Below are 23,658 nucleotides of genomic sequence, written 5' to 3' on the forward strand. Positions count from 1 at the left end.
GGAAAGTATTAATATCGCGCATAAGAACGCCGGTTTGTTAGATGTGTTTGCTCGCACGAACATCATCAATCAAATCGGCGTTCTTGTTTCTGTGTTTCCCGGGATTCCGTGAAGAACCTTTTTTTTGTGCCCTGTGGGAGCGAGCTTGCTCGCGATGGCGGCCTCAAGAACACCATCGCCAGCCGTGCTCCTGCTGGTATCAATCGATGTATTCGAACAACTTCACAATTTTCTGCACACCGGAAACGCCTTGCACCAGGTTGGTGGCTTGGGCCGCTTCCTGCTTGGTCAGCAGACCCAACAAGTAGACGATGCCGTTCTCGGTAACAACTTTGATGCGTGAGCCCGGAATGTTGGGGTCGGTGAGCATCTGGGTCTTGATCTTGGAGGTCAGCCAGGTGTCGTTCTGGCGGGCAAGGAAGCCGGAGGGTGGCAACACCTGCAGTTCGTTGTGGACCGTTTTCACCCGCTGAACAGCAGCAGCGGCTTGTTCGGCCTTGGCCTTGAGGTCTGCGCGCGGAGTTTGCCCGGCAAGCAGCACGACACCGTTGAAGCTGGTGACGACGATGTGTGAGTCGTTGTCCAGGGCTGGATCGGCCTTGGCGATGTTCACGCCGACCTTGGTGTCGATCAGGGAATCGTCGATCTTGCTGCCGAAGGTGCGGGTGCCGCGGTCATCTTCAATTGGCGCTTCACGGCTGGCGTTAACCACCGAGGTGCAGCCGCTGATGCCGACGAGGCACAGGGTCAAGGCCAGTAGGCCTAGGCGATTAGGGGTCATTCTTCACTCCCGAACAGTTGGCTGTCGATCAAGTCGCAAAGGCAATGGATCGCCAGCAGGTGGACTTCTTGAATACGTGCAGTGACGTTGGCCGGTACGCGAATCTCGACGTCCTCGGGCAATAGCAGCGACGCCATGCCGCCGCCATCGCGACCCGTCAATGCTACGACAATCATTTCGCGATCATGTGCGGCCTGGATCGCTTGAATTATGTTCGCCGAGTTACCACTGGTGGAAATCGCCAGCAGTACGTCACCCGGCTGGCCGAGGGCGCGGATCTGTTTGGAGAAAATCTCGTTGTAGCTGTAGTCGTTGGCGATCGAGGTGATCGTCGAGCTGTCGGTGGTCAGCGCGATGGCTGGCAGGCTCGGGCGCTCGCGTTCGAAGCGGTTGAGCAGCTCGGACGAGAAGTGCTGGGCATCACCGGCAGAACCACCGTTGCCGCAAGAAAGCATTTTGCCTTCGTTGAGCAGGGCGTTGACCATGACCTGGCTGGCTTGCTCGATGTGCGGTGCAAGTACTTCCATCGCCTGTTGCTTGGTGTCGATACTGGCCTGAAAAAGCTGGCGAATTCGGGATTGCATGTCCATCTGTGTGACCTTAATTAGCGCGGCTACTCGGCACATGAATGTGCAGCCCGCAAAGCAAAGAGCAAAAGTATTGGGTGAAAGTGACCGGTTCAGGGCGCACGCGATCAGCTGTCGAAGGCATTCTGCAACCAGTTCAACTGATCGAGGTTGCTGTCGATGGCAACCACGTCGAAACGGCAAGGGGAATTGGCCCAGCGTGGCTCGCGCTGAAGAAAATACTGCGCGGCAAATATCAGTTTCTGCCGTTTGCGCTCATCGATGCTATCGAGCGCGCCACCCCATTGAGTGTTTTTTCTGTAGCGGACTTCAACGAATACTACTGTATCGCCATCAAGCATGACCAGATCAAGCTCGCCACGTTTACACAACCAGTTCTGCGCCAGCAGGCGCAGACCCTGTTGTTGAAGATGCTCGAGCGCATGGCGCTCGGCATCTTTACCGCTTTGCTGGCGTGACCTGTCAGGCATCAGCGCGCGGTGTCCGGCAGGCGTTGAACCTGGCCGTTGACGAACTGCGCCCACGGCAACTGGCGCACAACACGTTGGTTCTGAGTCATGCCCAGGCTGCCCGATTGGCCTTCGATGCGGCTGTCCGGCAAGGCCTTGAGTTGCCCCAGGCGTGGTGCCAGTTGATAAGCGTCGACACCCATTGCGTACAGACGACCCAGGCTACCGCCGGCTTGCGGCCATTGAGCCGTGACCTGTTTGCGCAGTGGATCGTTGGCGTCCAGCAACCATGGTGTTTCGCAGAAGCGAATACCGTTCATGTCGTTGTACTGATTCTGGTCGCCACTGGCGCTGAAGACGTGGGACGTGGCGTAAACCGGCACGTCACCCGCGTACTGGAAGTTCAGAGTCGGCTTGATCTGCTGGGCTTGCTGAGGTGTTGCAGCCAGGAAGATGAACTCGATGTCCTGGCGACGTGAAGGTTGAGCAGCGACCTGCGAACCAACGGTGCTTTGCAGGCTCTTGGCGCGCCCTTCGCTCTGGCGCAACTGGAACATGTCGGCAATCTGCTGGGCCAGTTGCACCGGCTGGTCGACGCGCTCGGTGGCGACGATGCTGCCACCGTTGGCCTGCCAGTCCTGACTGAACGCTCTCAGCACGCGATCGCCCCATTCACCTTTCGGCACCATGATGGCGGCGCGATGCAGGCCGTCAGCGCGAGCGCGACGGGACACTTCGCGGGCTTCGTCTTCGGCAGCAAGACCAAACTGGAACAGCTGGGCCGGACCTTGTTCGCCTTCGCTGTAGTTCAGCGCCAGGGTAGTGATCGGCAGTTGCGGACGAGCGCTGAGCTGTTTGACCAGCGGTTTTTCCAGCGGACCAACGACCAATTGCACGCCATCGGCCTGAGCCTTGCGATAGAACTCGTCCATGGAAGTCAGGCGCGAGCTGTCATAGAACTCGATGGCTGGCGGCTTCTGCCCGGCTTGTTGCGCCTGGTAGTGAGCGGCCATGAAGCCTTCGCGCAACGCTTTGCCGACCGAAGCCAACGGACCGTTTTGCGGCAGCAGCAGACCGATCTTGCCCAGCGGCTGGCTGGCCAGTTCCTTGAGCTTGGTCAGTGGCAGCGGCAATTGAATGGCGGCCGGATGTTTAGGGTTCTGGGTGCGCCAGTTGTCGATGGCCGCTTGCTGTTGTTCCAGGGTGCCGGCAGTTTTCACGGCCAGCGCCAGGCTCATCCAGCCCCCGAGATCATCGGTGGTGGTTGGCTGCAATTGATCGGTTGGCAGCGAAGCGATCAAGGTCCAGATTGCTTCGTGGTTTTTGCTGGCTGCTTCACCTTCGAGCATCGGCGCAATAAAGATGCGTTCCCGTGCGGCGGCCAGGGTCTGGCCGTCGGCTTCCAGGGCGCGGGCGTGAACGGTGCCGGTGCGAACCTGTTGCTCGACAGGCAGTTCGCTCAGGCGCTGCAGGCTCGGATGGCTCAAGGCAGTCAATGCCGCTTTGGGCTGATTGCGGACCATGGCCAGTTCAGCCGCCAGGGTGCTGGCGAAGACCTGTTGGCCAGGCTTGAGTTGTTCGACAGGTACCTGTTGCAGGATTTGCGCGGACTGACCGGCATTGCCCTGACGATAGGCCAGGTCTGCCGCGCTCAAGCGTAACAAGGCAGCTTGTTCTGGCGTTTTGCTTTTGGCGGCCTGGTCGAGCAGTTGCTCGATACTGGCATCCGGGGTCCGTGGAAGTTCGCCAAGGCTGGAAGAGGGCGAGCTGGCGCAAGCCGCCAGCAAGGCAGCGAGGCAGAGGGCAGTGAACAGCCGCAGGCAAGCGATCATGTAGTGTTCCTGATACTCGATCAAATTAGCGTGGAATTGTACCCAAGCACTGGCCGGGGCGCGATGTTACTGGTGTGAATCGATCAATTTAGCTCATGCAAATGTTGCAGCACTGCAAAAAAGGATGAAAAACCGAAGGTTGCTTGCGCGTATCGCGAAGCTCGCTACGCGCTACAATGGCGGCTTTTACCGATCATGAGGTGTGCGCTTTGACTGCTCCAGGTGCTTTGAATTCCGCTGCTGGCTCGCTTTATGTGGTGGCGACGCCCATCGGCAACCTGGACGACATCAGTGCGCGTGCGCTGAAGATTCTGCGCGACGTCGCCCTGATCGCCGCCGAAGACACCCGCCACTCCCAGCGCTTGATGCAGCATTTCGGCATTCCTACGCCACTGGCGGCCTGCCACGAACACAACGAACGGGATGAAGGTAGCCGTTTTATTACCCGTTTGCTTGCCGGCGACGATGTGGCGCTGATTTCAGATGCTGGCACGCCGTTGATTTCCGATCCGGGTTATCACCTGGTGCGTCAGGCTCGTGCCGCCGGGATCAATGTGGTGCCGGTTCCGGGGGCATGCGCATTGATCGCGGCGTTGTCGGCGGCGGGGTTGCCGTCGGACCGTTTCATCTTCGAAGGTTTCCTGCCGGCCAAGGCTGTAGGGCGACGCGCTCGTCTTGAGTTGGTGAAGGAAGAGCCGCGCACGCTGATCTTCTATGAAGCCCCGCACCGGATCCTTGAATGCCTGCAAGACATGGAATTGGTATTCGGCGGCGAACGTCCAGCGTTGCTGGCGCGTGAACTGACCAAGACGTTCGAAACCCTTAAAGGTTTGCCGCTGGCTCAATTGCGCGAGTTCGTCGAGGCGGACAGCAATCAGCAGCGCGGCGAGTGCGTGGTGCTGGTAGCAGGTTGGTCTGCCCCCGAGACCGAGGATGCCGTCAGCAGTGAAGCCATGCGCATTCTGAATCTGTTGCTTGAAGAAATGCCGCTCAAGCGAGCCGCAGCGTTGGCGGCGCAAATTACCGGCGAGCGCAAGAATGTGCTCTATCAGGTAGCGCTGGATAAACAGAAGGGCGAGTAGGAACCGACGTGCAGGCGCAGTCCAAGGCGTTTAGCGCTTGTTCTTCGGCCGCTCTGCCGTTAACCTTTGCGGCGGAGAGTCGATCGGACAGTCGCTGCCCTCTATGAAAATTAGGGGGGGGAGGAAAGTCCGGGCTCCATAGGGCGAAGTGCCAGGTAATGCCTGGGAGGCGTGAGCCTACGGAAAGTGCCACAGAAAATAACCGCCTAAGCGCTTCGGTGCCGGTAAGGGTGAAAAGGTGCGGTAAGAGCGCACCGCACGTCTGGCAACAGTTCGTGGCTAGGTAAACCCCACTTGGAGCAAGACCAAATAGGGTCCCAAGGCGTGGCCCGCGCTGGGACCGGGTAGGTTGCTAAAGATGTCCAGTGATGGCCATCGTAGACGAATGACTGTTCAAGACAGAACCCGGCTTACAGATCGACTCTCCACCTTTTCTCCCTCTCTGCTTAAATCATTGAGCAGGGCGCTCGTAGTAGCCATTTCCCTCCTTGCACAATCAATAGCAGAACTCCTTTTGTAATACCGAAAAAATCTTACTCTTAACAAATCACTTTAACTTTCGAGCGCAGCCATCAGTGCTGACTCAAGTTATTGAGCAGAAGCGCACGTCAGATCCTCGTTACCCCACCTTTTATGCTCCTAAATCTCAGTTATCTAAGGCTTTTCCTTTGCTCCGCGCCTTGACGGTGCGGTGGCCGCATTCCTATAGTGTGCGCAAGTGGCGGAAAGTGGCATGAAGTGGGTTTTTTGAGCTCAAAACGCTAATATTTGGAGAAACGCTGACGTGTTTCGCGGAGCTAACGCTATCAGTCTCGACGCAAAGGGCCGTCTCGCTATGCCGAGCCGGTACCGTGACGAGCTCGTTTCGCGTAGTTCCGGTCAGCTAATCGTCACAATTGATGCCGTTGATCCGTGTTTGTGTGTTTACCCGCTCGATGAGTGGGAAATTATTGAAACCAAACTGCGCGCACTGCCTTCGCTTCGCGAAGAGAACCGCCGCCTGCAACGTTTACTGATTGGTAATGCCGTCGACCTCGAGCTCGATGGCAGTGGTCGTTTTCTGGTTCCGCCGCGTCTTCGTGAATATGCCAAGTTGGATAAGCGCGCGATGTTGGTAGGCCAACTGAACAAGTTCCAATTATGGGACGAGGATGCCTGGGATGCGGTTTCTGCCGCTGACCTGGCTGCTATTCAACAACCGGGCGCCATGCCTGATGAACTGCGTGATTTGATCCTGTGACTATTGATAGCGGCTTTAACCACATCACCGTACTGCTTGACGAAGCCGTGGAGGCTCTCGCCGTACGTCCTGATGGCTGCTATCTGGACGGTACGTTCGGGCGCGGCGGGCACAGCCGGTTGATTCTCAGCCAGCTCGGTCCCGATGGTCGGGTGCTCGGGTTTGACAAAGATCCTCAAGCGATTGCCACCGGGCAAACGCTAGCGGCCGAAGACGGCCGCTTTGTCGTTGTGCAGCGCAGCTTTGCCGAGCTTGGTTCGGAAGTCGCCGAACGGGGTCTGGACGGCAAGGTCAGCGGTGTTTTACTTGACCTCGGTGTGTCCTCGCCGCAGCTCGACGACCCTGAACGCGGTTTCAGTTTCCTCAACGACGGCCCGCTAGACATGCGCATGGACCCGTCTCGCGGGATCAGCGCTGCCGAATTCGTCAACACCGCGCCGGTGGAAGAAATCGCTCGGGTGTTCAAGGAATACGGCGAAGAACGTTTTTCCGGCCGCATGGCCCGTGCCGTGGCCGAGCGTCGCGACATCAAGCCGTTCGAGCGCACTGCCGATCTGGCTGAAGTCCTGAAAGTCGCCAACCCTGCCTGGGAAAAGGGCAAAAATCCTGCTACCCGTGCGTTCCAGGGCTTGCGTATTCACGTCAACAACGAGTTGGGCGACCTGGAAGCCGGCCTTGAAGCCGCAATGGAATCCCTGGAAATCGGCGGCCGTCTGGTGGTCATCAGCTTCCACTCGCTGGAAGACCGCATCGTCAAACTGTTCATGCGCAAACTGGTGAAAGGCGAAGCCGACAACCTGCCGCGCAACCTGCCGGTGCGTCACGTCGCCTTCGAACCGAAAATCAAAATCCATGGCAAAGCGCAATCCGCCTCCGAGGCCGAACTCAAAGCCAACCCTCGTTCCCGGAGCGCCGTCATGCGCGTCGCGGAGAAGCTGCGGTGAGCAAGCTTTTCGCCAAGCCACTTCCCGGCGGAAGCTTTTTCATGTTTCTGCTATTTATTGGCGTGCTCGTGTCGGCCATCGGCGTTTCCTACAGCGCCCACTGGAACCGTCAACTGTTGAATTCCCTGTACAACGAGTTGAGCGTGCGTGACAAGGCGCAAGCGGAGTGGGGCCGTTTGATTCTCGAACAGAGCACCTGGACTGCCCACAGCCGTATCGAAGTCCTGGCAACCGAGCAACTGAAGATGCGCATTCCAGGCGCCGCTGAAGTGCAGATGGTGGCGCCATGATGAAACTCGAGGGCGCACTTTTTCCGTGGCGATTCCGCCTGGTGCTGGGTTTGCTCGGCATTATGGTCGCGGCGATTGCCTGGCGCATTATCGACCTGCAAGTAGTCGACCGAGCCTTCCTTAAAGGTCAGGGCGATGCGCGCAGCGTGCGTCATATTCCGATTCCGGCTCACCGTGGTCTGATCACCGACCGTAACGGCGAGCCGTTGGCCGTGAGCACCCCGGTCACTACTCTTTGGGCCAACGCCAAGGAAATGCAATCGGCCAAAGAGAAGTGGCCTGCGCTGGCGGCAGCTCTGGGCCAAGACCCTAAAGCCCTGGCCGAACGTCTCGAAGCTCAGGCGAATAAAGAATTCATCTACCTGGTGCGCGGGCTGACCCCCGAGCAAGGCCAGTCCGTGCTCGATCTGAAAGTACCGGGCGTTTACGGCATCGAAGAGTTCCGGCGTTTCTACCCGGCCGGTGAAGTCACCGCCCATATGGTCGGTTTTACCGACATCGATGACCACGGTCGTGAAGGCGTCGAGCTGGCCTACGACGAATGGCTGGCCGGGGTTCCAGGCAAGCGGCAGGTGATCAAGGATCGGCGCGGCCGACTTATCAAGGATGTCCAGGTCACCAAAAACGCCAAGGCCGGCAAGCCCTTGGCGTTGTCCATTGACCTGCGTCTGCAATACCTGGCCAACCGCGAACTGCGTAACGCGATCATCGAGAACGGCGCCAAAGCCGGCAGCCTGGTGATCATGGACGTGAAGACCGGCGAGATCCTCGCCATGGTCAATCAGCCGACCTACAACCCGAATAACCGTCGCAACCTGCAACCGGCGATGATGCGTAATCGCGCGATGATCGACGTGTTCGAGCCTGGCTCGACCATGAAGGCGATTTCCATGAGCGCTGCGATTGAAACCGGACGCTGGAAGCCGAGCGATACCGTCGAGGTGTACCCGGGCACCTTGCAGATTGGTAAATACACCATCAAGGACGTCTCCAAGTCTGAAGGTCCGGTGCTCGACCTGACCGGCATTCTGATCAACTCCAGTAACGTCGGCATGAGTAAGGTCGCGTTCGATATCGGCGGCGAAACGATTTTCCGTTTGGCGCAGAAAGTCGGTCTCGGCCAGGACACCGGCCTCGGCTTCCCGGGCGAACGCGTCGGCAACCTGCCGAACTACCGCGAATGGCGCAAGGCTGAAACGGCCACGTTGTCCTATGGCTACGGTATTTCCGTGACTGCGATCCAATTGGTTCACGCCTTCTCGGCTCTGGCCAACAACGGTCGCCTCGCACCGTTGACCCTGATCAAAACCGACAAGCCAGCGCAAACCACCCAGGTATTGCCGGAAGCGGTCGCAAAAACCATGCAAGACATGCTGACACAAGTGATCGAAGCCCCGCGTGGTGTGTTTCGGGCGCAGGTGCCGGCGTATCACGTGGCGGGCAAGTCGGGTACGGCGCGCAAGACTTCGGTGGGCACCAAAGGCTACGCCGAGAATTCCTACCGCTCGCTGTTCGCCGGCTTCGGTCCGATGAGCGATCCGCGCTACGCCATCGTTGTGGTCATCGATGAACCGACCAAGGCCGGTTACTACGGTGGCCTGGTATCGGCGCCGGTGTTCAGCAAAGTGATGTCCGGGACCTTGCGCCTGATGAACGTCACGCCGGACAACCTGCCACCGGTGCAACAGGCCAACGCAGCACCGGTCGTTCCGCTGAAAGCCAATGGAGGGCGCGGCTGATGTCTCTGAGTCTGAACAAAATTTTCGCCCACGCCGGCCGCGATCTGTTGATCCGTGAGCTGACCCTGGACAGCCGCAATGTACGGGCTGGCGATCTGTTTCTTGCCGTCCCTGGCGGCAAATTCGATGGTCGTTCGCACATTGCCGACGCCTTACAGCGCGGTGCTGCCGCCGTCGCCTATGAGGTCGAAGGCGCCACGGTGTTGCCGATTACCGACGTCCCGTTGATCCCGGTCAAAGGTCTGGCGGCGCAGCTGTCGGACATCGCCGGGCGCTTTTACGGCGACCCGAGCCGCCACCTGAATCTGGTCGGCGTGACCGGCACCAACGGCAAAACCAGCGTGACTCAGTTGGTTGCCCAGGCGCTCGACCTGCTCGGCCAGCACTGTGGCATCGTCGGCACGTTGGGCACCGGTTTCTACGGCGCGCTGGAAAGCGGCTTGCACACCACACCGAACCCGATTGCCGTACAGGCAACCCTCGCCGACCTGAAAAAGGCCGGTGCCAAAGCCGTCGCCATGGAAGTTTCTTCCCACGGTCTGGATCAGGGGCGCGTGACCGCACTGGCCTTCGATGTGGCGGTGATGACCAACCTGTCCCGCGATCACCTGGATTACCACGGCACGATGCAAGCCTACGGCGAAGCCAAGGCCAAGCTGTTTGCCTGGAATGATTTGAAGTGCCAGGTGGTCAACCTCGACGACGATTTCGGCCGTCGGCTGGCCGCTGATAAAGGCGAGTCGCGCTTGATTACCTACAGCCTGGAAGACTCCAGGGCCTACCTTTATTGCCGTGAAGCACAGTTCGATGACGAGGGCGTGCGCGCCACGCTGGTCACGCCGCAGGGCGAGCACCATCTGCGCAGCACCTTGCTCGGCCGTTTCAACCTGAGCAACGTGTTGGCCGCGGTCGGCGCCTTACTCGGTCTGGACTACGCGCTGGACGAAATCCTCAAGGTTTTGCCGAAACTCGAAGGCCCGGCCGGTCGCATGCAGCGCCTCGGCGGCGGCACTCAGCCGCTGGTGGTGGTCGATTACGCCCACACCCCGGATGCGCTGGAAAAAGTCTTGATGGCCCTGCGCCCTCACGCCAAAGGACGGTTGCTGTGTCTGTTCGGTTGCGGCGGTGATCGCGATCGCGGCAAGCGTCCGTTGATGGCCGAAGTGGTCGAGCGTCTGGCTGATGGTGTGCTGGTTACCGATGACAATCCGCGCACGGAAGACCCGGCAGTGATCTTCGATGACATCCGCGCCGGTTTCACCGCTGTGGATAAAGTGACCTTCGTTGCTGGTCGTGGCCAGGCGATTGCCCAGTTGATCGCCAGTGCTTCGGCGGATGACGTGATCGTTCTGGCCGGCAAAGGTCATGAGGACTATCAGGAAATCAACGGCCAGCGTCACGATTTCTCCGATCTGGTCGAGGCCGATCACGCCCTGACCGCGTGGGAGGTGGCCCATGCTTAAAGCCTTGAAACTGAGCGAGCTGACTACCGCACTGAATGCTCGTTTGGTGACGGTTGACGCGACTTTCGACGGCGTCAGCATCGACAGCCGCGCGATCACGCCAGGCCAGCTGTTTATTGCTCTGACCGGTCCACGCTTCGATGGTCATGACTATCTCAATGACGTCGCTGCAAAAGGTGCCGTAGCAGCGTTGGTCGAGCGCGAAGTTTGCGACAGCACGCTGCCGCAATTGCTGGTGAAAGATACGCGTCAGGCGCTGGGTCAGCTCGGTGCGCTGAACCGTGCCGCTTACAACCATCCGGTGGCGGCCATCACCGGTTCCAGCGGCAAGACCACGGTCAAGGAAATGCTCGCGAGCATCCTGCGCACCCGCGGTCCGGTACTGGCGACCCGTGGCAACCTGAACAACGACCTCGGCGTTCCGCTGACCTTGCTTGAACTCGCACCGGAACATACCGCTGCGGTGATCGAACTGGGCGCTTCGCGTCTTGGCGAAATTGCCTACACCGTCGGCATGACCAAGCCTCATGTGGCCGTGCTCAACAACGCCGGGACCGCCCACGTTGGCGAGTTCGGCGGGCCGGAAAAAATCGTCGAAGCCAAGGGCGAGATCATTGAAGGGCTGGATGCCGATGGCGTCGCCGTTCTCAATCTCGACGACAAGGCGTTCGACATCTGGAAGAACCGTGCTGCCGGTCGCAAAGTCATGACCTTCGCCCTGAGCAATGTCAGCGCCGACCTCCATGCCAGTGATCTGGACCGCGACGCTCGCGGTTGCCCGGCGTTCAACCTGCACAGCCCTGAAGGTGTGGAGCGGGTTCAATTGAATCTGCTCGGCACGCATAACGTTGCCAATGCTCTGGCTGCCGCTGCTGCTGCCCATGCGTTGGGCGTGTCACTGTTCGGCATCGCTACCGGTCTAAGTGCGGTGCAACCGGTCAAGGGTCGCACCGTTGCGCAACTGGCCAGCAATGGCATGCGCGTCATCGATGACACGTATAACGCGAACCCCACCTCCATGTGCGCCGCCGTTGATATACTCGCCGGCTTTTCCGGCCGCACCGTTCTGGTGCTCGGAGATATCGGCGAGTTGGGCGATTGGGCGGAGCAGGGGCACCGCGAGGTGGGCGAGTACGCCCGCGGCAAGGTTTCCGCGCTTTACGCTGTCGGGCCAATGATGGCCCACGCCGTAAACGCTTTTGGCCAACAGGCTTTTCACTTCGCCACTCAGGCGCAGCTGATCAAGGCCTTGGGCGCCGAGCAAGACACAAACACCACCATTTTGATCAAGGGCTCGCGCAGCGCTGCGATGGAAAACATCGTCGTCGCTTTGTGCGGGACCAGCCTGGAGAAACATTAATGCTGCTGCTGCTAGCGGAGTATCTGCAACAGTTCTACAAAGGCTTCGCGGTCTTTCAGTACCTGACCCTGCGCGGGATCTTCGGTGTGCTGACCGCGCTGGTTTTGTCGCTGTGTTACGGCCCGTGGATGATCCGCACTTTACAGAACCGTCAGATCGGTCAATCCGTTCGTAATGACGGTCCACAATCGCACCTCTCCAAGTCGGGCACCCCGACCATGGGCGGTGCGCTGATTCTGTCGTCCATCGGTATCAGCACCTTGCTCTGGGCTGACCTGAGCAACCGTTATGTCTGGACCGTGTTGCTGGTGACTTTACTGTTTGGCGCCATCGGCTGGGTCGACGACTACCGCAAGGTGATCGAGAAGAACTCCCGTGGCTTGCCGAGCCGCTGGAAGTACTTCTGGCAGTCGGTGTTCGGTCTGGGCGCGGCGATCTTCCTTTATATGACCGCAGCGACACCGGTGGAAACCACGCTGATCCTGCCGATGCTCAAGGACCACAGCATTCCGCTGGGCATAGGTTTCATTGTCCTGACGTACTTCGTGATTGTCGGCTCGAGCAACGCGGTCAACCTGACCGACGGCCTCGACGGCCTGGCGATCATGCCGACCGTGATGGTCGGCGGCGGGCTGGGGATCTTCTGCTACCTGTCGGGTAACGTGAAATTCGCTGAATACCTGCTGATCCCGTACGTACCGGGCGCGGGCGAGTTGATTGTGTTTTGCGGCGCCTTGATCGGCGCGGGCCTGGGGTTCCTCTGGTTCAACACGTATCCGGCGCAGGTTTTCATGGGCGACGTCGGCGCACTGGCGCTGGGCGCGGCCCTGGGCACCATCGCGGTGATCGTCCGTCAGGAAATCGTCCTGTTCATCATGGGCGGTGTGTTCGTGATGGAAACCCTGTCGGTCGTCATCCAGGTTGCATCCTTCAAGCTGACCGGTCGCCGCGTGTTTCGCATGGCGCCGATTCACCACCACTTTGAACTCAAGGGCTGGCCCGAGCCGCGTGTGATCGTCCGTTTCTGGATCATCACCGTGATTCTCGTATTGGTCGGCCTTGCCACCCTGAAGCTGAGGTAGAACGAGTGTCTCTGATCGCTTCTGACCACTTCCGCATCGTTGTCGGCCTCGGCAAGAGCGGCATGTCCCTGGTTCGCTTCCTGGCGAACCGGGGCACGTCGTTTGCTGTGGCCGATACGCGGGAAAATCCACCGGAACTGGCCACGCTCAAGCGTGACTATCCGCACGTGGAAGTGCGTTGTGGCGAGCTGGACGTCGAATTCCTGTGCCGTGCCGACGAGCTCTACGTGAGCCCCGGCCTGGCGCTGGCGACCCCGGCCCTGCAGGCTGCCGCCGCCCGTGGCGTGAAATTGTCCGGCGACATCGAGCTGTTTGCGCGCCACGCGAAGGCGCCGATCGTTGCCATCAGTGGTTCTAACGCAAAAAGCACCGTCACCACCCTGGTTGGTGAAATGGCGGCAGCGGCCGGCAAACGTGTTGCTGTCGGCGGCAACCTCGGCGTACCGGCGCTGGACTTGCTCAGTGACGACGTCGAGCTGTACGTGATGGAGTTGTCGAGCTTCCAGCTCGAAACCACTGATCACCTCGGCGCTGAAGTGGCGACTGTGCTCAACGTCAGCGAAGACCACATGGATCGCTACAGCGGCCTGCCGGCCTATCACCTGGCCAAGCACCGGATCTTCCGGGGTGCCAAGCAGTTTGTGGTCAACCGTCAGGACGCCCTGAGCCGTCCGTTGATGGGCGAAGGTCAGCCATTCTGGACCTTCGGTTTGAGCAAACCTGATTTCAAGGCGTTCGGTATTCGCGAAGAGGACGGCGAGAAATATCTGGCCTTCGAATTCCAGAACCTGATGCCAGTGCGCGAGCTGAAAATTCGCGGCGCCCATAACCAGTCCAACGCCCTGGCGGCATTGGCGCTGGGCCACGCCGTCGGCCTGCCATTCGACGCCATGCTGTCGAGCCTGCGTACCTTCGCAGGCCTCGAGCATCGCTGCCAATGGGTTCGCGATCTGGATGGCGTGAGCTACTACAACGATTCCAAAGCCACCAACGTTGGCGCCGCACTGGCCGCCATCGAGGGCCTGGGCGCGGACATCGACGGCAAGCTCGTGCTGATCGCCGGTGGCGACGGCAAGGGTGCCGAATTCAAGGATTTGCGTGATCCGGTCGCAGTCAACTGCCGCGCCTTGGTGCTGATGGGGCGCGACTCTGATTTGATTGGTCAAGCCATCGGCGACGCCGTGCCGTTGATTCGCGTCAACTCGCTGGTCGAAGCCGTCGAACAATGCCGTGCAATCGCAGAAAAGGGCGATGCCGTGTTGTTGTCACCGGCCTGCGCCAGTTTCGACATGTTCAAGAACTACGAAGACCGTGGTCACCAGTTCGTCCGCGCCGTGGAGGACCTGGCATGAGCCTGATGAACATCATCAAGCCCTATCCGTCGCCGATCATCACCGGGCGCGGCATCGACCTCGACTTCCCGATGCTCGCCGGCTGCCTGGCATTGATTGGCCTGGGGCTGGTCATGATTGCATCGGCCTCGACCGAAGTGGCAGCGGTGCAGTCGGGCAGTGCCCTGTATTACATGATTCGCCACCTTATTTACATCGTGCTGGGCCTGGGTGCCTGCATCGTCACCATGATGATTCCGATCGCCACCTGGCAACGCCTGGGCTGGCTGATGCTGATTGGTGCGTTCGGTTTGCTGGTGATGGTGATCATCCCGGGGATCGGCCGTGAAGTGAACGGTTCGATGCGCTGGATCGGTTTCAGTTTCTTCAACGTTCAGCCTTCCGAGATCGCCAAGGTGTTCGTGGTGATCTACCTCGCCGGTTATCTGGTGCGCCGTCAAAAAGAAGTGCGTGAAAGCTGGATGGGCTTCTTCAAGCCGTTCATCGTTCTGCTGCCAATGGCGGGTCTGTTGCTGATGGAGCCGGACTTCGGCGCCACCGTCGTGATGATGGGGGCTGCTGCGGCGATGCTGTTCCTCGGCGGGGTCGGGCTGTTCCGTTTTTCCCTGATGGTTGTCCTGGCGGTCGGGGCGGTGGTGTTGCTGATTCAAGTGCAGCCGTATCGTATGGCGCGCCTGACCAACTTTGCCGATCCGTGGGCCGACCAGTTCGGTGCCGGTTATCAGTTGTCTCAAGCGTTGATCGCTTTTGGTCGCGGCGAATGGCTGGGTGTTGGCCTGGGCAACAGCGTGCAGAAACAGTTCTACCTGCCGGAAGCCCACACCGACTTCGTGTTCTCGGTCCTGGCCGAAGAACTGGGTGCCGTCGGTTCTTTGTGCACGGTAGCGCTGTTCGCCTTTGTCTGTATTCGCGGCATGTACATCGGTTATTGGGCCGAGAAGGCCAAGCAGTTTTTCGCGGCCTACATCGCGTACGGCTTGTCGTTCCTGTGGATTGGTCAGTTCCTGATCAATATCGGGGTGAACGTCGGTTTGTTGCCAACCAAAGGTCTGACCCTGCCGTTTCTCAGTTACGGGGGTAGCTCGTTGGTGATCTGCTGTGCCTGTCTCGGCTTGTTGCTGCGCATCGAGTGGGAGAGTCGAACCCACCTGGGCAGCGAAGAGATGGAGTTCCATGAGAGCGACTTCGCCGAGGAGCCGACCCATGGGCGCTAACGTATTGATCATGGCGGGCGGCACCGGTGGCCACGTGTTCCCGGCACTGGCGTGCGCTCGCGAATTCCAGGCCCGTGGTTACACCGTGCATTGGCTGGGGACCCCGCGTGGCATCGAGAACGATCTGGTCCCGATGGCCGGCATCGAACTGCATCGGATCAATGCCAGCGGATTGCGTGGCAAGGGCAAGCTGTCCCTGCTCAAGGCGCCGTTCATGTTGCTCAAGTCGATCTGGCAGGCACGGGCGATCATTCGTCAGCTGCGGCCGGTGTGTGTCGTCGGCTTTGGCGGTTATGTGACCGGTCCCGGTGGCGTTGCCGCCAAACTGGCCGGCGTGCCGGTGATCGTTCATGAGCAAAACGCCGTCGCCGGTACCGCCAATCGGTTGCTGGTGCCGTTGGCCGCCCGAGTCTGTGAAGCGTTCCCCGACACCTTTACCCTGTCGGGCAGCCGTCGGACCACCGGTAACCCGGTGCGCACCGAGCTGTTCCTCGAAACACCGCGACAGGCTCTGGCCGGTCGCAAGGCGCGTTTGCTGATCCTGGGCGGAAGCCTGGGCGCAGAACCGTTGAACAAATTGCTGCCCGATGCCCTGTCACAAGTCGCCCCCGACTTGCGCCCGGAAGTGTTTCATCAGGCCGGCAAAAACCACGATGAAGTGACCGCAGAGCGCTACCGCGCGGCTGGCGTCGAGGCGCAAGTGCAGCCTTTCATCAAAGACATGGCCCAAGCCTATGGCTGGGCCGACCTGGTGGTGTGTCGCGCAGGCGCGCTGACCATCAGTGAACTGGCTGCTGCCGGTCTGCCCTCGATGCTGGTGCCTTTGCCCCACGCGATCGACGATCACCAGACCCGCAACGCCGATTATTTGGCCCGAGAAGGTGCTGCCTTCCTGATGCCACAAAGAACGACTGGCGCAGCGGATCTAGCCGCACGCCTGACAGAGGTCCTGATGCAACCACAACGACTCAACGACATGGCCACCGCGGCACGCCGCCTGGCCAAACCCGATGCAACCCGTAACGTGGTCGATACCTGTCTGGAGGTGGCCCATGGTTGAGAATCAGAAAGCCATGCCGCACCCGGAAATGCGCCGCATCCGTCGCATCCACTTCGTCGGAATCGGCGGCGTGGGCATGTGCGGTATCGCCGAAGTGTTGTTGAACCTGGGCTATGAAGTGTCCGGTTCCGACCTGAAAGCTTCGCCGGTGACCGAGCGTCTTGAGTCCTTTGGTGCCCAGATATTTATCGGCCACCGCGCCGAAAACGCCGCGACCGCCGATGTACTGGTCACCTCCAGTGCTGTGAACACCTCCAACCCGGAAGTCGCCACTGCCCTGGAACGCCGCATTCCGGTGGTACCGCGTGCAGAGATGCTGGCCGAGCTGATGCGCTACCGCCATGGCATCGCCGTCGCCGGTACCCATGGCAAAACCACCACCACCAGCCTGATCGCTTCGGTGTTTGCCGCCGGTGGCCTGGACCCGACGTTCGTCATCGGTGGTCGTCTGAATGCCGCGGGCACCAATGCCCAGCTTGGTACCAGCCGTTACCTGATCGCTGAAGCTGACGAAAGCGACGCGAGCTTTCTGCACTTGCAGCCGCTGGTGGCCGTGGTCACCAACATCGACGCCGACCACATGGCGACCTACGACGGTGACTTCAACAAGTTGAAGAAAACCTTCGTCGAGTTCCTCCACAACCTGCCGTTCTACGGTTTGGCCGTGGTGTGCCTGGACGATCCGGTGGTGCGGGAAATCCTGCCGTTGGTGAAACGTCCGACGGTCACTTATGGCTTCGGCGACGACTGCGATGTGCGCGCGATCAATGTGCGTCAGCAGGGCATGCAGACTTTCTTCACCGTGCTGCGTCCTGATCGCGATCCGCTGGATGTCTCGGTGAACATGCCGGGTAACCACAATGTGTTGAACGCTCTGGCAACCATCTGCATCGCCACCGATGAAGGCGTCAGCGATGAAGCCATCGTCCAGGGCCTCTCCGGGTTCCAGGGTGTCGGTCGACGCTTCCAGGTCTACGGCGAACTGCCGGTAGAGGGTGGCAGCGTGATGTTGGTCGACGACTACGGTCACCACCCGACCGAAGTCGCCGCGGTCATCAAAGCCGTGCGCGGTGGCTGGCCGGAACGCCGTCTGGTGATGGTCTACCAGCCGCATCGTTACAGCCGCACGCGCGACTTATACGACGATTTCGTCAATGTACTGGCCGATGCCAACGTCCTGCTGCTGATGGAAGTCTACCCGGCCGGTGAGGAACCGATCCCCGGTGCCGACAGCCGCAAGCTGTGCAACAGCATCCGTCAGCGCGGTCAGCTCGACCCGATCTACATCGAGCGCGGTGTCGACCTCGCGCCGATCGTCAAGCCGCTGCTGCGTGCCGGCGACATCCTGCTGTGCCAGGGCGCCGGTGATATTGGCGGTCTTGCACCGAAACTGTTGAAGAGTCCGTTGTTCGCTGGTGCCGTTGCCGCGCCAAGTGTGGGGAAGTTGAAATGACTGCTGCTTACGCCAACCTCGTCTCCACTGTCGCGCCGAAAGACTTCGGCCGAGTCGCCGTGCTGTTCGGCGGCAAGAGTGCCGAGCGTGAGGTTTCTCTGAAGTCGGGTAACGCTGTGCTCGACGCGCTGCTGAGCGCCGGTGTGGACGCGTTTGGTCTCGACGTGGGCGATGATCTTTTGCAGCGTCTGCTGAACGAAAAAATCGATCGCGCCTTCATCATTCTCCACGGTCGTGGCGGTGAAGACGGCAGCATGCAGGGCCTGCTCGAATGCCTGGGTATTCCGTACACCGGCAGCGGCATTCTTGCCTCGGCGCTGGCGATGGACAAGCTGCGCACCAAGCAGGTCTGGCACAGCCTCGGCATTCCGACGCCACGCCATGCCGTACTGAGCTGCGAGGCCGATTGTATTTCGGCGGCGACGGAACTGGGCTTCCCTTTGATCGTCAAACCGGCCCATGAAGGTTCAAGTATCGGGATGGCCAAAGTGACGTCCGCGTCGGAGTTGATCGACGCCTGGAAAGCGGCCAGTAACTACGATTCGCAAGTGTTGGTCGAGCAATGGATTCAAGGTCCGGAGTTCACCATCGCCACCCTGCGTGACCAGGTGTTGCCACCGATTGCCCTGGGCACCACGCACAGTTTCTACGACTACGACGCCAAGTACGTGGCATCCGATACGCAATACCGGATCCCGTGCGGCCTCGACAGCAACAAAGAAAAAGAACTGATGGACCTCACGGCGAAAGCCTGTGAGGCGCTGGGTATCGCCGGTTGGGGCAGGGCAGACGTGATGCAGGACGCCGACGGGCAGTTCTGGTTCCTGGAAGTCAACACCGCACCGGGCATGACCGATCACAGTCTGGTGCCGATGGCGGCCCGTGCTGCCGGTCTGGATTTCCAGCAACTGGTTCTGGCGATTCTGGCCGCAAGCATTGAGCCGCGAGGTTAAGAGCATGCAAGGCGCACAGCTGAGACATCAGCCCTCCGCACCACCCGGCCGCAAGCCGGTACCGCGGGGTGCCAGCCGAATGGCGGCCAAAGAGCCGATGTCTGCGCGCCTGCCGAAAGCCAATTTTGGTTTTCTGAAAAGCCTGTTCTGGCCGGTGCTGTTGGTAGCGCTGGGTTTCGGTACTTACGAAGGCGCGCAGCGTTTGCTGCCCTACGCCGACCGGCCGATCACCAGGATCAACGTGCAGGGCGATTTGAGTTACATCAGCCAGCAAGCGGTGCAGCAGCGGATCGCCCCTTACGTGGCGTCGAGCTTCTTCACCATCGACCTGGAAAGCATGCGTACTGAGCTTGAAACGATGCCATGGATTGCCCATGCCGAAGTGCGCAGGGTGTGGCCGGATCAAGTGGTGATCCGCCTGGAAGAACAATTGCCGATTGCCCGTTGGGGCAATGAATCGCTGTTGAACAACCAGGGTCAGGCGTTCACTCCGCGTGAGCTGGCGAACTACGAACACTTGCCACAGCTGTTCGGCCCACAACGGGCTCAACAGCAGGTCATGCAGCAATACCAGGTGCTGAGCCAGATGCTCAGGCCATTGGGCTTCTCGATTGCACGCCTGGAGTTGCGTGAACGAGGCAGCTGGTTCCTGACCACCGGCGCAGGCAGCGCTGGCCCGGGAATCGAACTGCTGCTGGGACGCGGCAACCTGCTGGAAAAGATGCGCCGCTTTATTGCCATCTATGACAAGACGCTTAAAGAACAGATTACGAACATCGCGCGCATCGATCTGCGCTACGCCAACGGCCTCGCTGTTGGCTGGCGGGAACCTGTAGCGCCCACGGCAGCCCAACCCGCTGTCGCGAAGAATTAAGAAGAGGCAGGACCCATGGCAAACGTGCAAAGCGGCAAAATGATCGTCGGTCTCGATATCGGCACCTCCAAGGTGGTGGCGCTGGTCGGCGAGGTCTCGGACGACGGCACGCTGGAAATCGTCGGGATCGGTACCCATCCATCCCGTGGCCTGAAGAAAGGCGTGGTGGTGAACATCGAGTCCACCGTTCAGTCGATCCAGCGCGCGATCGAAGAAGCGCAGCTGATGGCCGGTTGCCGGATCCACTCGGCGTTTGTCGGCGTGGCGGGCAATCACATCCGCAGCCTGAACTCCCACGGCATCGTGGCGATTCGTGATCGCGAAGTCAGCTCCGCCGACCTTGAGCGCGTTCTCGACGCCGCCCAGGCCGTGGCGATCCCGGCTGACCAGCGCGTACTGCACACTTTGCCGCAGGATTACGTGATCGATAACCAGGAAGGCGTCCGTGAGCCGCTGGGCATGTCCGGCGTACGTCTGGAAGCCAAGGTCCACGTGGTCACCTGCGCCGTCAACGCCGCACAGAACATTGAAAAATGCGTGCGCCGCTGCGGTCTGGAAATCGACGACATCATTCTCGAGCAGCTTGCTTCTGCGTATTCGGTCCTGACCGATGATGAGAAAGAGCTGGGCGTGTGCCTGGTGGACATCGGTGGCGGCACCACCGACATCGCGATCTTCACCGAAGGCGCGATCCGTCACACGGCGGTGATCCCGATTGCGGGCGATCAGGTGACCAACGACATCGCCATGGCGTTGCGCACCCCGACCCAGTACGCCGAAGAAATCAAGATTCGCTACGCCTGCGCCCTGGCCAAACTGGCCGGTGCCGGTGAAACCATCAAGGTCCCAAGCGTTGGCGACCGTCCACCGCGCGAGCTGTCCCGTCAGGCCCTGGCCGAAGTGGTCGAGCCGCGTTACGACGAGCTGTTCACGCTGATCCAGGCCGAACTGCGTCGCAGTGGCTACGAAGACCTGATCCCGGCCGGCATCGTGCTGACCGGCGGCACCTCGAAGATGGAAGGCGCGGTCGAACTGGCCGAAGAGATCTTCCACATGCCGGTTCGCCTGGGCGTGCCGCATGGCGTCAAGGGCCTGGATGACGTGGTGCGCAACCCGATTTATTCCACCGGCGTTGGCTTGTTGATGTACGGCCTGCAAAAGCAGTCCGACGGGATTTCGTTCTCGGGCATCAGCAGCCGCGACAGCTACAGCAATGAAGAACCGAAAGCCGCCTTGCTCGATCGCATCAAGAGCTGGGTACAAGGCAACTTCTAAAGATTTACGCAGCACCGCAAGACCGCAGCAAAAAGCAGTAGGCGAAAAAACTAGAGAATGTAAGGAGAGGGAAAATGTTCGAACTCGTAGACAACATCCCCGCAAGCCCGGTTATTAAAGTTATCGGTGTTGGCGGAGGCGGCGGCAACGCTGTCAACCACATGGTCAAGAGCAACATTGAAGGCGTTGAATTCATCTGCGCCAACACTGATGCCCAGGCGCTGAAATCCATCGGCGCGCGGACCATTTTGCAACTGGGCACCGGCGTGACCAAAGGTCTCGGCGCTGGCGCCAACCCTGAAGTAGGTCGTCAGGCCGCTCTCGAAGACCGTGAGCGCATTGCCGAAGTCCTGCAGGGCACCAATATGGTGTTCATCACCACTGGCATGGGCGGTGGTACCGGTACCGGTGCTGCGCCGATCATTGCTGAAGTGGCCAAGGAAATGGGGATTCTCACCGTTGCGGTGGTGACTCGTCCGTTCCCGTTCGAAGGCCGCAAGCGCATGCAGATCGCCGATGAAGGCATCCGTCTGCTGTCTGAAAGCGTTGACTCGTTGATCACCATTCCCAACGAGAAGCTGCTGACCATCCTTGGCAAGGACGCAAGCCTGCTGTCCGCATTCGCCAAGGCCGACGATGTACTGGCCGGTGCCGTTCGCGGTATCTCCGACATCATCAAGCGTCCGGGCATGATCAACGTCGACTTTGCCGACGTACGGACCGTGATGAGCGAAATGGGCATGGCGATGATGGGCACTGGCTGCGCCAGCGGTCCGAACCGTGCACGTGAGGCCACCGAAGCGGCCATTCGCAACCCGTTGCTCGAAGACGTGAACCTGCAAGGTGCACGCGGCATCCTGGTGAACATCACCGCCGGTCCTGACCTGTCTCTGGGTGAGTACTCGGATGTGGGTAGCATCATCGAAGCCTTTGCTTCCGAGCACGCGATGGTCAAGGTCGGTACTGTTATCGATCCGGACATGCGCGACGAGCTGCACGTGACCGTGGTTGCCACCGGTCTGGGCGCGAAAATCGAGAAACCTGTGAAGGTCATCGACAATACCGTTCATACCTCCATGGCTTCCCAGCCACAACAACAAGCCCCTGCACGTCAGGAACAGGCAGCGGTAAACTACCGTGACCTGGACCGTCCGACCGTCATGCGCAACCAGGCTCAGGCCGGTGCTGCGACTGCCGCGAAGATGAATCCGCAAGACGATCTGGACTACCTGGACATCCCGGCATTCCTGCGTCGTCAGGCTGATTGATGGAATGTATCAGGGCTATGAAGGTGATTGGTGTTCAGCAAAGGTCTGGTCTGCTATTATCGCCAGCCTTTGTTGATACCAGTTCGCAATTTGCGCTGAAGCGGCCCAAGCCATGATTAAACAACGCACACTGAAAAATATTATCCGTGCCACAGGTGTAGGCCTGCACTCCGGGGAGAAGGTATACCTGACCCTCAAGCCCGCACCTATCGACACCGGCATTGTGTTTTGTCGTGCCGACCTCGACCCTGTGGTGCATATTCCTGCCCGCGCGGAAAACGTTGGTGAAACCACGATGTCGACCACATTGGTCAGTGGTGACACCAAGGTGGATACGGTGGAGCACTTGCTCTCGGCCATGGCTGGCCTGGGCATCGATAACGCCTACGTCGAGCTCTCCGCGTCCGAAGTTCCGATCATGGATGGTAGCGCTGGACCTTTCGTATTCCTGATTCAATCGGCCGGCCTGGAAGAACAGGACGCCGCCAAGAAGTTCATCCGGATCCTGCGGGAAGTGACAGTGGAAGATGGCGACAAGCGCGCCACTTTCGTCCCTTTCGAAGGTTTCAAAGTGAGCTTCGAGATCGATTTCGATCACCCGGTTTTCCGTAACCGCACACAAAGTGCAAGCGTGGATTTTTCCAGCACTTCGTTCGTAAAAGAAGTCAGCCGCGCCCGTACCTTTGGTTTCATGAGTGATATCGAGTACCTGCGCAAGCACAACCTCGCACTCGGCGGCAGCGTTGAAAACGCTATTGTGGTCGACGCGGATGGTGTACTGAACGAAGACGGTCTTCGCTATGAAGACGAATTCGTGAAGCACAAGATCCTCGATGCAATTGGTGACCTCTACCTGCTGGGCAATAGCCTGATTGGTGAGTTCAAGGGCTTCAAGTCCGGACATGCATTGAACAACCAGCTGCTGCGCAAGTTGATTGAGCAGACAGATGCTTGGGAAGTCGTGACTTTCGAAGACGCCAGCACTGCACCGATCTCTTACATGCGTCCTGTCGCGGCCGTGTAAGTAAAAAACCTCTCTAGTTTTTAAAGGCTGCCTTCGGGTGGCCTTTTTTTATGGTTCTTCACGGATTACCGGGAAAGACGCTCTTGATCTTCATGAAAAAGAATTCGCTATCCCGGTAACCGTACGCCATCCGCTTGATGACCTTTATTCGATTGTTTATTCCTTCCAACTGACCGGTGTGCATCGGCCAGCGAACCCGGCTCACGATACCCCGCCAGTAACCCTTTAGCCGTTTGGCGAACTGGATCAGAGCTGGTATTTCGCTTTCATGCGCATGGCGCAGCCATTGCTTCCAGGCCGATCGCCAACCCCAGGCAGTACTCGGGGTCCAGAGTG

The 23,658-nt window shown here is 59.6% G+C and carries 22 protein-coding genes and 1 other RNA gene; 18 read left to right on the plus strand and 5 right to left on the minus strand.

All coding sequences use genetic code 11. The features are described from left to right. Positions 1 to 199: 199 nt before the first annotated feature. The 4 genes from FQ185_RS29365 to FQ185_RS29380 all read right to left on the minus strand — a co-directional run bounded on the left by FQ185_RS29365 (position 200) and on the right by FQ185_RS29380 (position 3,649). A complete protein-coding gene (locus FQ185_RS29365; RefSeq protein WP_059406201.1) occupies positions 200 to 781 on the minus strand; it encodes a BON domain-containing protein in 582 nt (193 codons plus the stop codon). Continuing rightward, on the minus strand, positions 778 to 1,371 hold the full coding sequence (locus FQ185_RS29370) for a phosphoheptose isomerase (RefSeq protein ID WP_007972584.1): 594 nt from the start codon (positions 1,369 to 1,371) through the stop codon (positions 778 to 780). Before FQ185_RS29370 ends, FQ185_RS29365 begins: the two co-directional genes overlap by 4 nt. A 104-nt stretch (positions 1,372 to 1,475) precedes the next feature. Beyond that, positions 1,476 to 1,838, minus strand: coding sequence for a YraN family protein (locus FQ185_RS29375; RefSeq protein ID WP_149420493.1), 363 nt, complete (start codon positions 1,836 to 1,838; stop codon positions 1,476 to 1,478). Next, positions 1,838 to 3,649, minus strand: coding sequence for a penicillin-binding protein activator (locus FQ185_RS29380; RefSeq protein WP_149420494.1), 1,812 nt, complete (start codon positions 3,647 to 3,649; stop codon positions 1,838 to 1,840). Before FQ185_RS29380 ends, FQ185_RS29375 begins: the two co-directional genes overlap by 1 nt. A gap of 176 nt (positions 3,650 to 3,825) precedes the next feature. On the opposite strand from FQ185_RS29380, the gene rsmI reads away from it, so the two are divergent. The 18 genes from rsmI (at position 3,826) to lpxC (ending at position 23,322) form a co-directional block, all read left to right on the plus strand. After that, positions 3,826 to 4,731 carry a 16S rRNA (cytidine(1402)-2'-O)-methyltransferase gene (gene rsmI, locus FQ185_RS29385; protein ID WP_178113622.1) on the plus strand — a complete coding sequence of 302 codons (906 nt, stop codon included), beginning with the start codon at positions 3,826 to 3,828 and terminating at the stop codon, positions 4,729 to 4,731. A 75-nt stretch (positions 4,732 to 4,806) separates the two neighbouring features. Then, an RNA gene (gene rnpB / locus FQ185_RS29390) (RNase P RNA component class A) lies at positions 4,807 to 5,160 on the plus strand. A gap of 355 nt (positions 5,161 to 5,515) precedes the next feature. Continuing rightward, entirely contained in the window at positions 5,516 to 5,971 is a 456-nt protein-coding gene (gene mraZ / locus FQ185_RS29395; protein ID WP_008147486.1) for a division/cell wall cluster transcriptional repressor MraZ, read from the plus strand. Continuing rightward, entirely contained in the window at positions 5,968 to 6,915 is a 948-nt protein-coding gene (gene rsmH, locus FQ185_RS29400) for a 16S rRNA (cytosine(1402)-N(4))-methyltransferase RsmH (RefSeq protein ID WP_371926710.1), read from the plus strand. The genes mraZ and rsmH overlap by 4 nt, the downstream gene beginning before the upstream one ends. Beyond that, the gene (gene ftsL, locus FQ185_RS29405; RefSeq protein WP_033053422.1) at positions 6,912 to 7,205 is read left to right on the plus strand and encodes a cell division protein FtsL; all 294 of its coding nucleotides are present in this window, start codon (positions 6,912 to 6,914) and stop codon (positions 7,203 to 7,205) included. The genes rsmH and ftsL overlap by 4 nt, the downstream gene beginning before the upstream one ends. After that, positions 7,205 to 8,944 carry a penicillin-binding protein 2 gene (locus FQ185_RS29410; protein ID WP_178113623.1) on the plus strand — a complete coding sequence of 580 codons (1,740 nt, stop codon included), beginning with the start codon at positions 7,205 to 7,207 and terminating at the stop codon, positions 8,942 to 8,944. The genes ftsL and FQ185_RS29410 overlap by 1 nt, the downstream gene beginning before the upstream one ends. After that, complete coding sequence (locus tag FQ185_RS29415; protein ID WP_149420497.1) at positions 8,944 to 10,407, plus strand: UDP-N-acetylmuramoyl-L-alanyl-D-glutamate--2,6-diaminopimelate ligase; 1,464 nt, start codon at positions 8,944 to 8,946, stop codon at positions 10,405 to 10,407. The genes FQ185_RS29410 and FQ185_RS29415 overlap by 1 nt, the downstream gene beginning before the upstream one ends. Beyond that, complete coding sequence (gene murF, locus FQ185_RS29420; RefSeq protein ID WP_149420498.1) at positions 10,400 to 11,767, plus strand: UDP-N-acetylmuramoyl-tripeptide--D-alanyl-D-alanine ligase; 1,368 nt, start codon at positions 10,400 to 10,402, stop codon at positions 11,765 to 11,767. The genes FQ185_RS29415 and murF overlap by 8 nt, the downstream gene beginning before the upstream one ends. Then, complete coding sequence (mraY, locus tag FQ185_RS29425; RefSeq protein WP_149420499.1) at positions 11,767 to 12,849, plus strand: phospho-N-acetylmuramoyl-pentapeptide-transferase; 1,083 nt, start codon at positions 11,767 to 11,769, stop codon at positions 12,847 to 12,849. Before murF ends, mraY begins: the two co-directional genes overlap by 1 nt. A 5-nt stretch (positions 12,850 to 12,854) precedes the next feature. After that, complete coding sequence (gene murD / locus FQ185_RS29430; protein WP_149420500.1) at positions 12,855 to 14,201, plus strand: UDP-N-acetylmuramoyl-L-alanine--D-glutamate ligase; 1,347 nt, start codon at positions 12,855 to 12,857, stop codon at positions 14,199 to 14,201. Next, positions 14,198 to 15,415: a putative lipid II flippase FtsW gene (gene ftsW, locus FQ185_RS29435; protein WP_149420501.1), complete on the plus strand. Its 1,218-nt coding sequence runs from the start codon at positions 14,198 to 14,200 to the stop codon at positions 15,413 to 15,415. The genes murD and ftsW overlap by 4 nt, the downstream gene beginning before the upstream one ends. Next, positions 15,405 to 16,475, plus strand: coding sequence for an undecaprenyldiphospho-muramoylpentapeptide beta-N-acetylglucosaminyltransferase (gene murG / locus FQ185_RS29440; protein ID WP_149420502.1), 1,071 nt, complete (start codon positions 15,405 to 15,407; stop codon positions 16,473 to 16,475). Before ftsW ends, murG begins: the two co-directional genes overlap by 11 nt. Then, on the plus strand, positions 16,468 to 17,928 hold the full coding sequence (gene murC / locus FQ185_RS29445; protein WP_149420503.1) for a UDP-N-acetylmuramate--L-alanine ligase: 1,461 nt from the start codon (positions 16,468 to 16,470) through the stop codon (positions 17,926 to 17,928). The genes murG and murC overlap by 8 nt, the downstream gene beginning before the upstream one ends. After that, positions 17,925 to 18,881: a D-alanine--D-alanine ligase gene (locus FQ185_RS29450; RefSeq protein ID WP_149420504.1), complete on the plus strand. Its 957-nt coding sequence runs from the start codon at positions 17,925 to 17,927 to the stop codon at positions 18,879 to 18,881. The genes murC and FQ185_RS29450 overlap by 4 nt, the downstream gene beginning before the upstream one ends. Before the next feature lie 4 nt (positions 18,882 to 18,885). Next, positions 18,886 to 19,755: a cell division protein FtsQ/DivIB gene (locus FQ185_RS29455; RefSeq protein WP_149420505.1), complete on the plus strand. Its 870-nt coding sequence runs from the start codon at positions 18,886 to 18,888 to the stop codon at positions 19,753 to 19,755. Positions 19,756 to 19,770: 15 nt separating this feature from the next. Then, positions 19,771 to 21,030: a cell division protein FtsA gene (gene ftsA / locus FQ185_RS29460; protein ID WP_008147519.1), complete on the plus strand. Its 1,260-nt coding sequence runs from the start codon at positions 19,771 to 19,773 to the stop codon at positions 21,028 to 21,030. Positions 21,031 to 21,104: 74 nt separating this feature from the next. Continuing rightward, complete coding sequence (gene ftsZ / locus FQ185_RS29465) at positions 21,105 to 22,298, plus strand: cell division protein FtsZ (RefSeq protein WP_149420506.1); 1,194 nt, start codon at positions 21,105 to 21,107, stop codon at positions 22,296 to 22,298. A 112-nt stretch (positions 22,299 to 22,410) separates the two neighbouring features. After that, positions 22,411 to 23,322: a UDP-3-O-acyl-N-acetylglucosamine deacetylase gene (lpxC, locus tag FQ185_RS29470; RefSeq protein ID WP_149420507.1), complete on the plus strand. Its 912-nt coding sequence runs from the start codon at positions 22,411 to 22,413 to the stop codon at positions 23,320 to 23,322. 58 nt (positions 23,323 to 23,380) lie between these two features. Here the strand turns inward: lpxC and FQ185_RS29475 are convergent. Beyond that, the coding region (locus tag FQ185_RS29475; RefSeq protein WP_149420508.1) for a transposase at positions 23,381 to 23,658 on the minus strand (278 nt) is incomplete at its 5' end.

The sequence above is a fragment of the Pseudomonas sp. ANT_H12B genome (assembly GCF_008369325.1).
In the GTDB taxonomy this organism is placed as follows: Bacteria; Pseudomonadota; Gammaproteobacteria; order Pseudomonadales; family Pseudomonadaceae; genus Aquipseudomonas.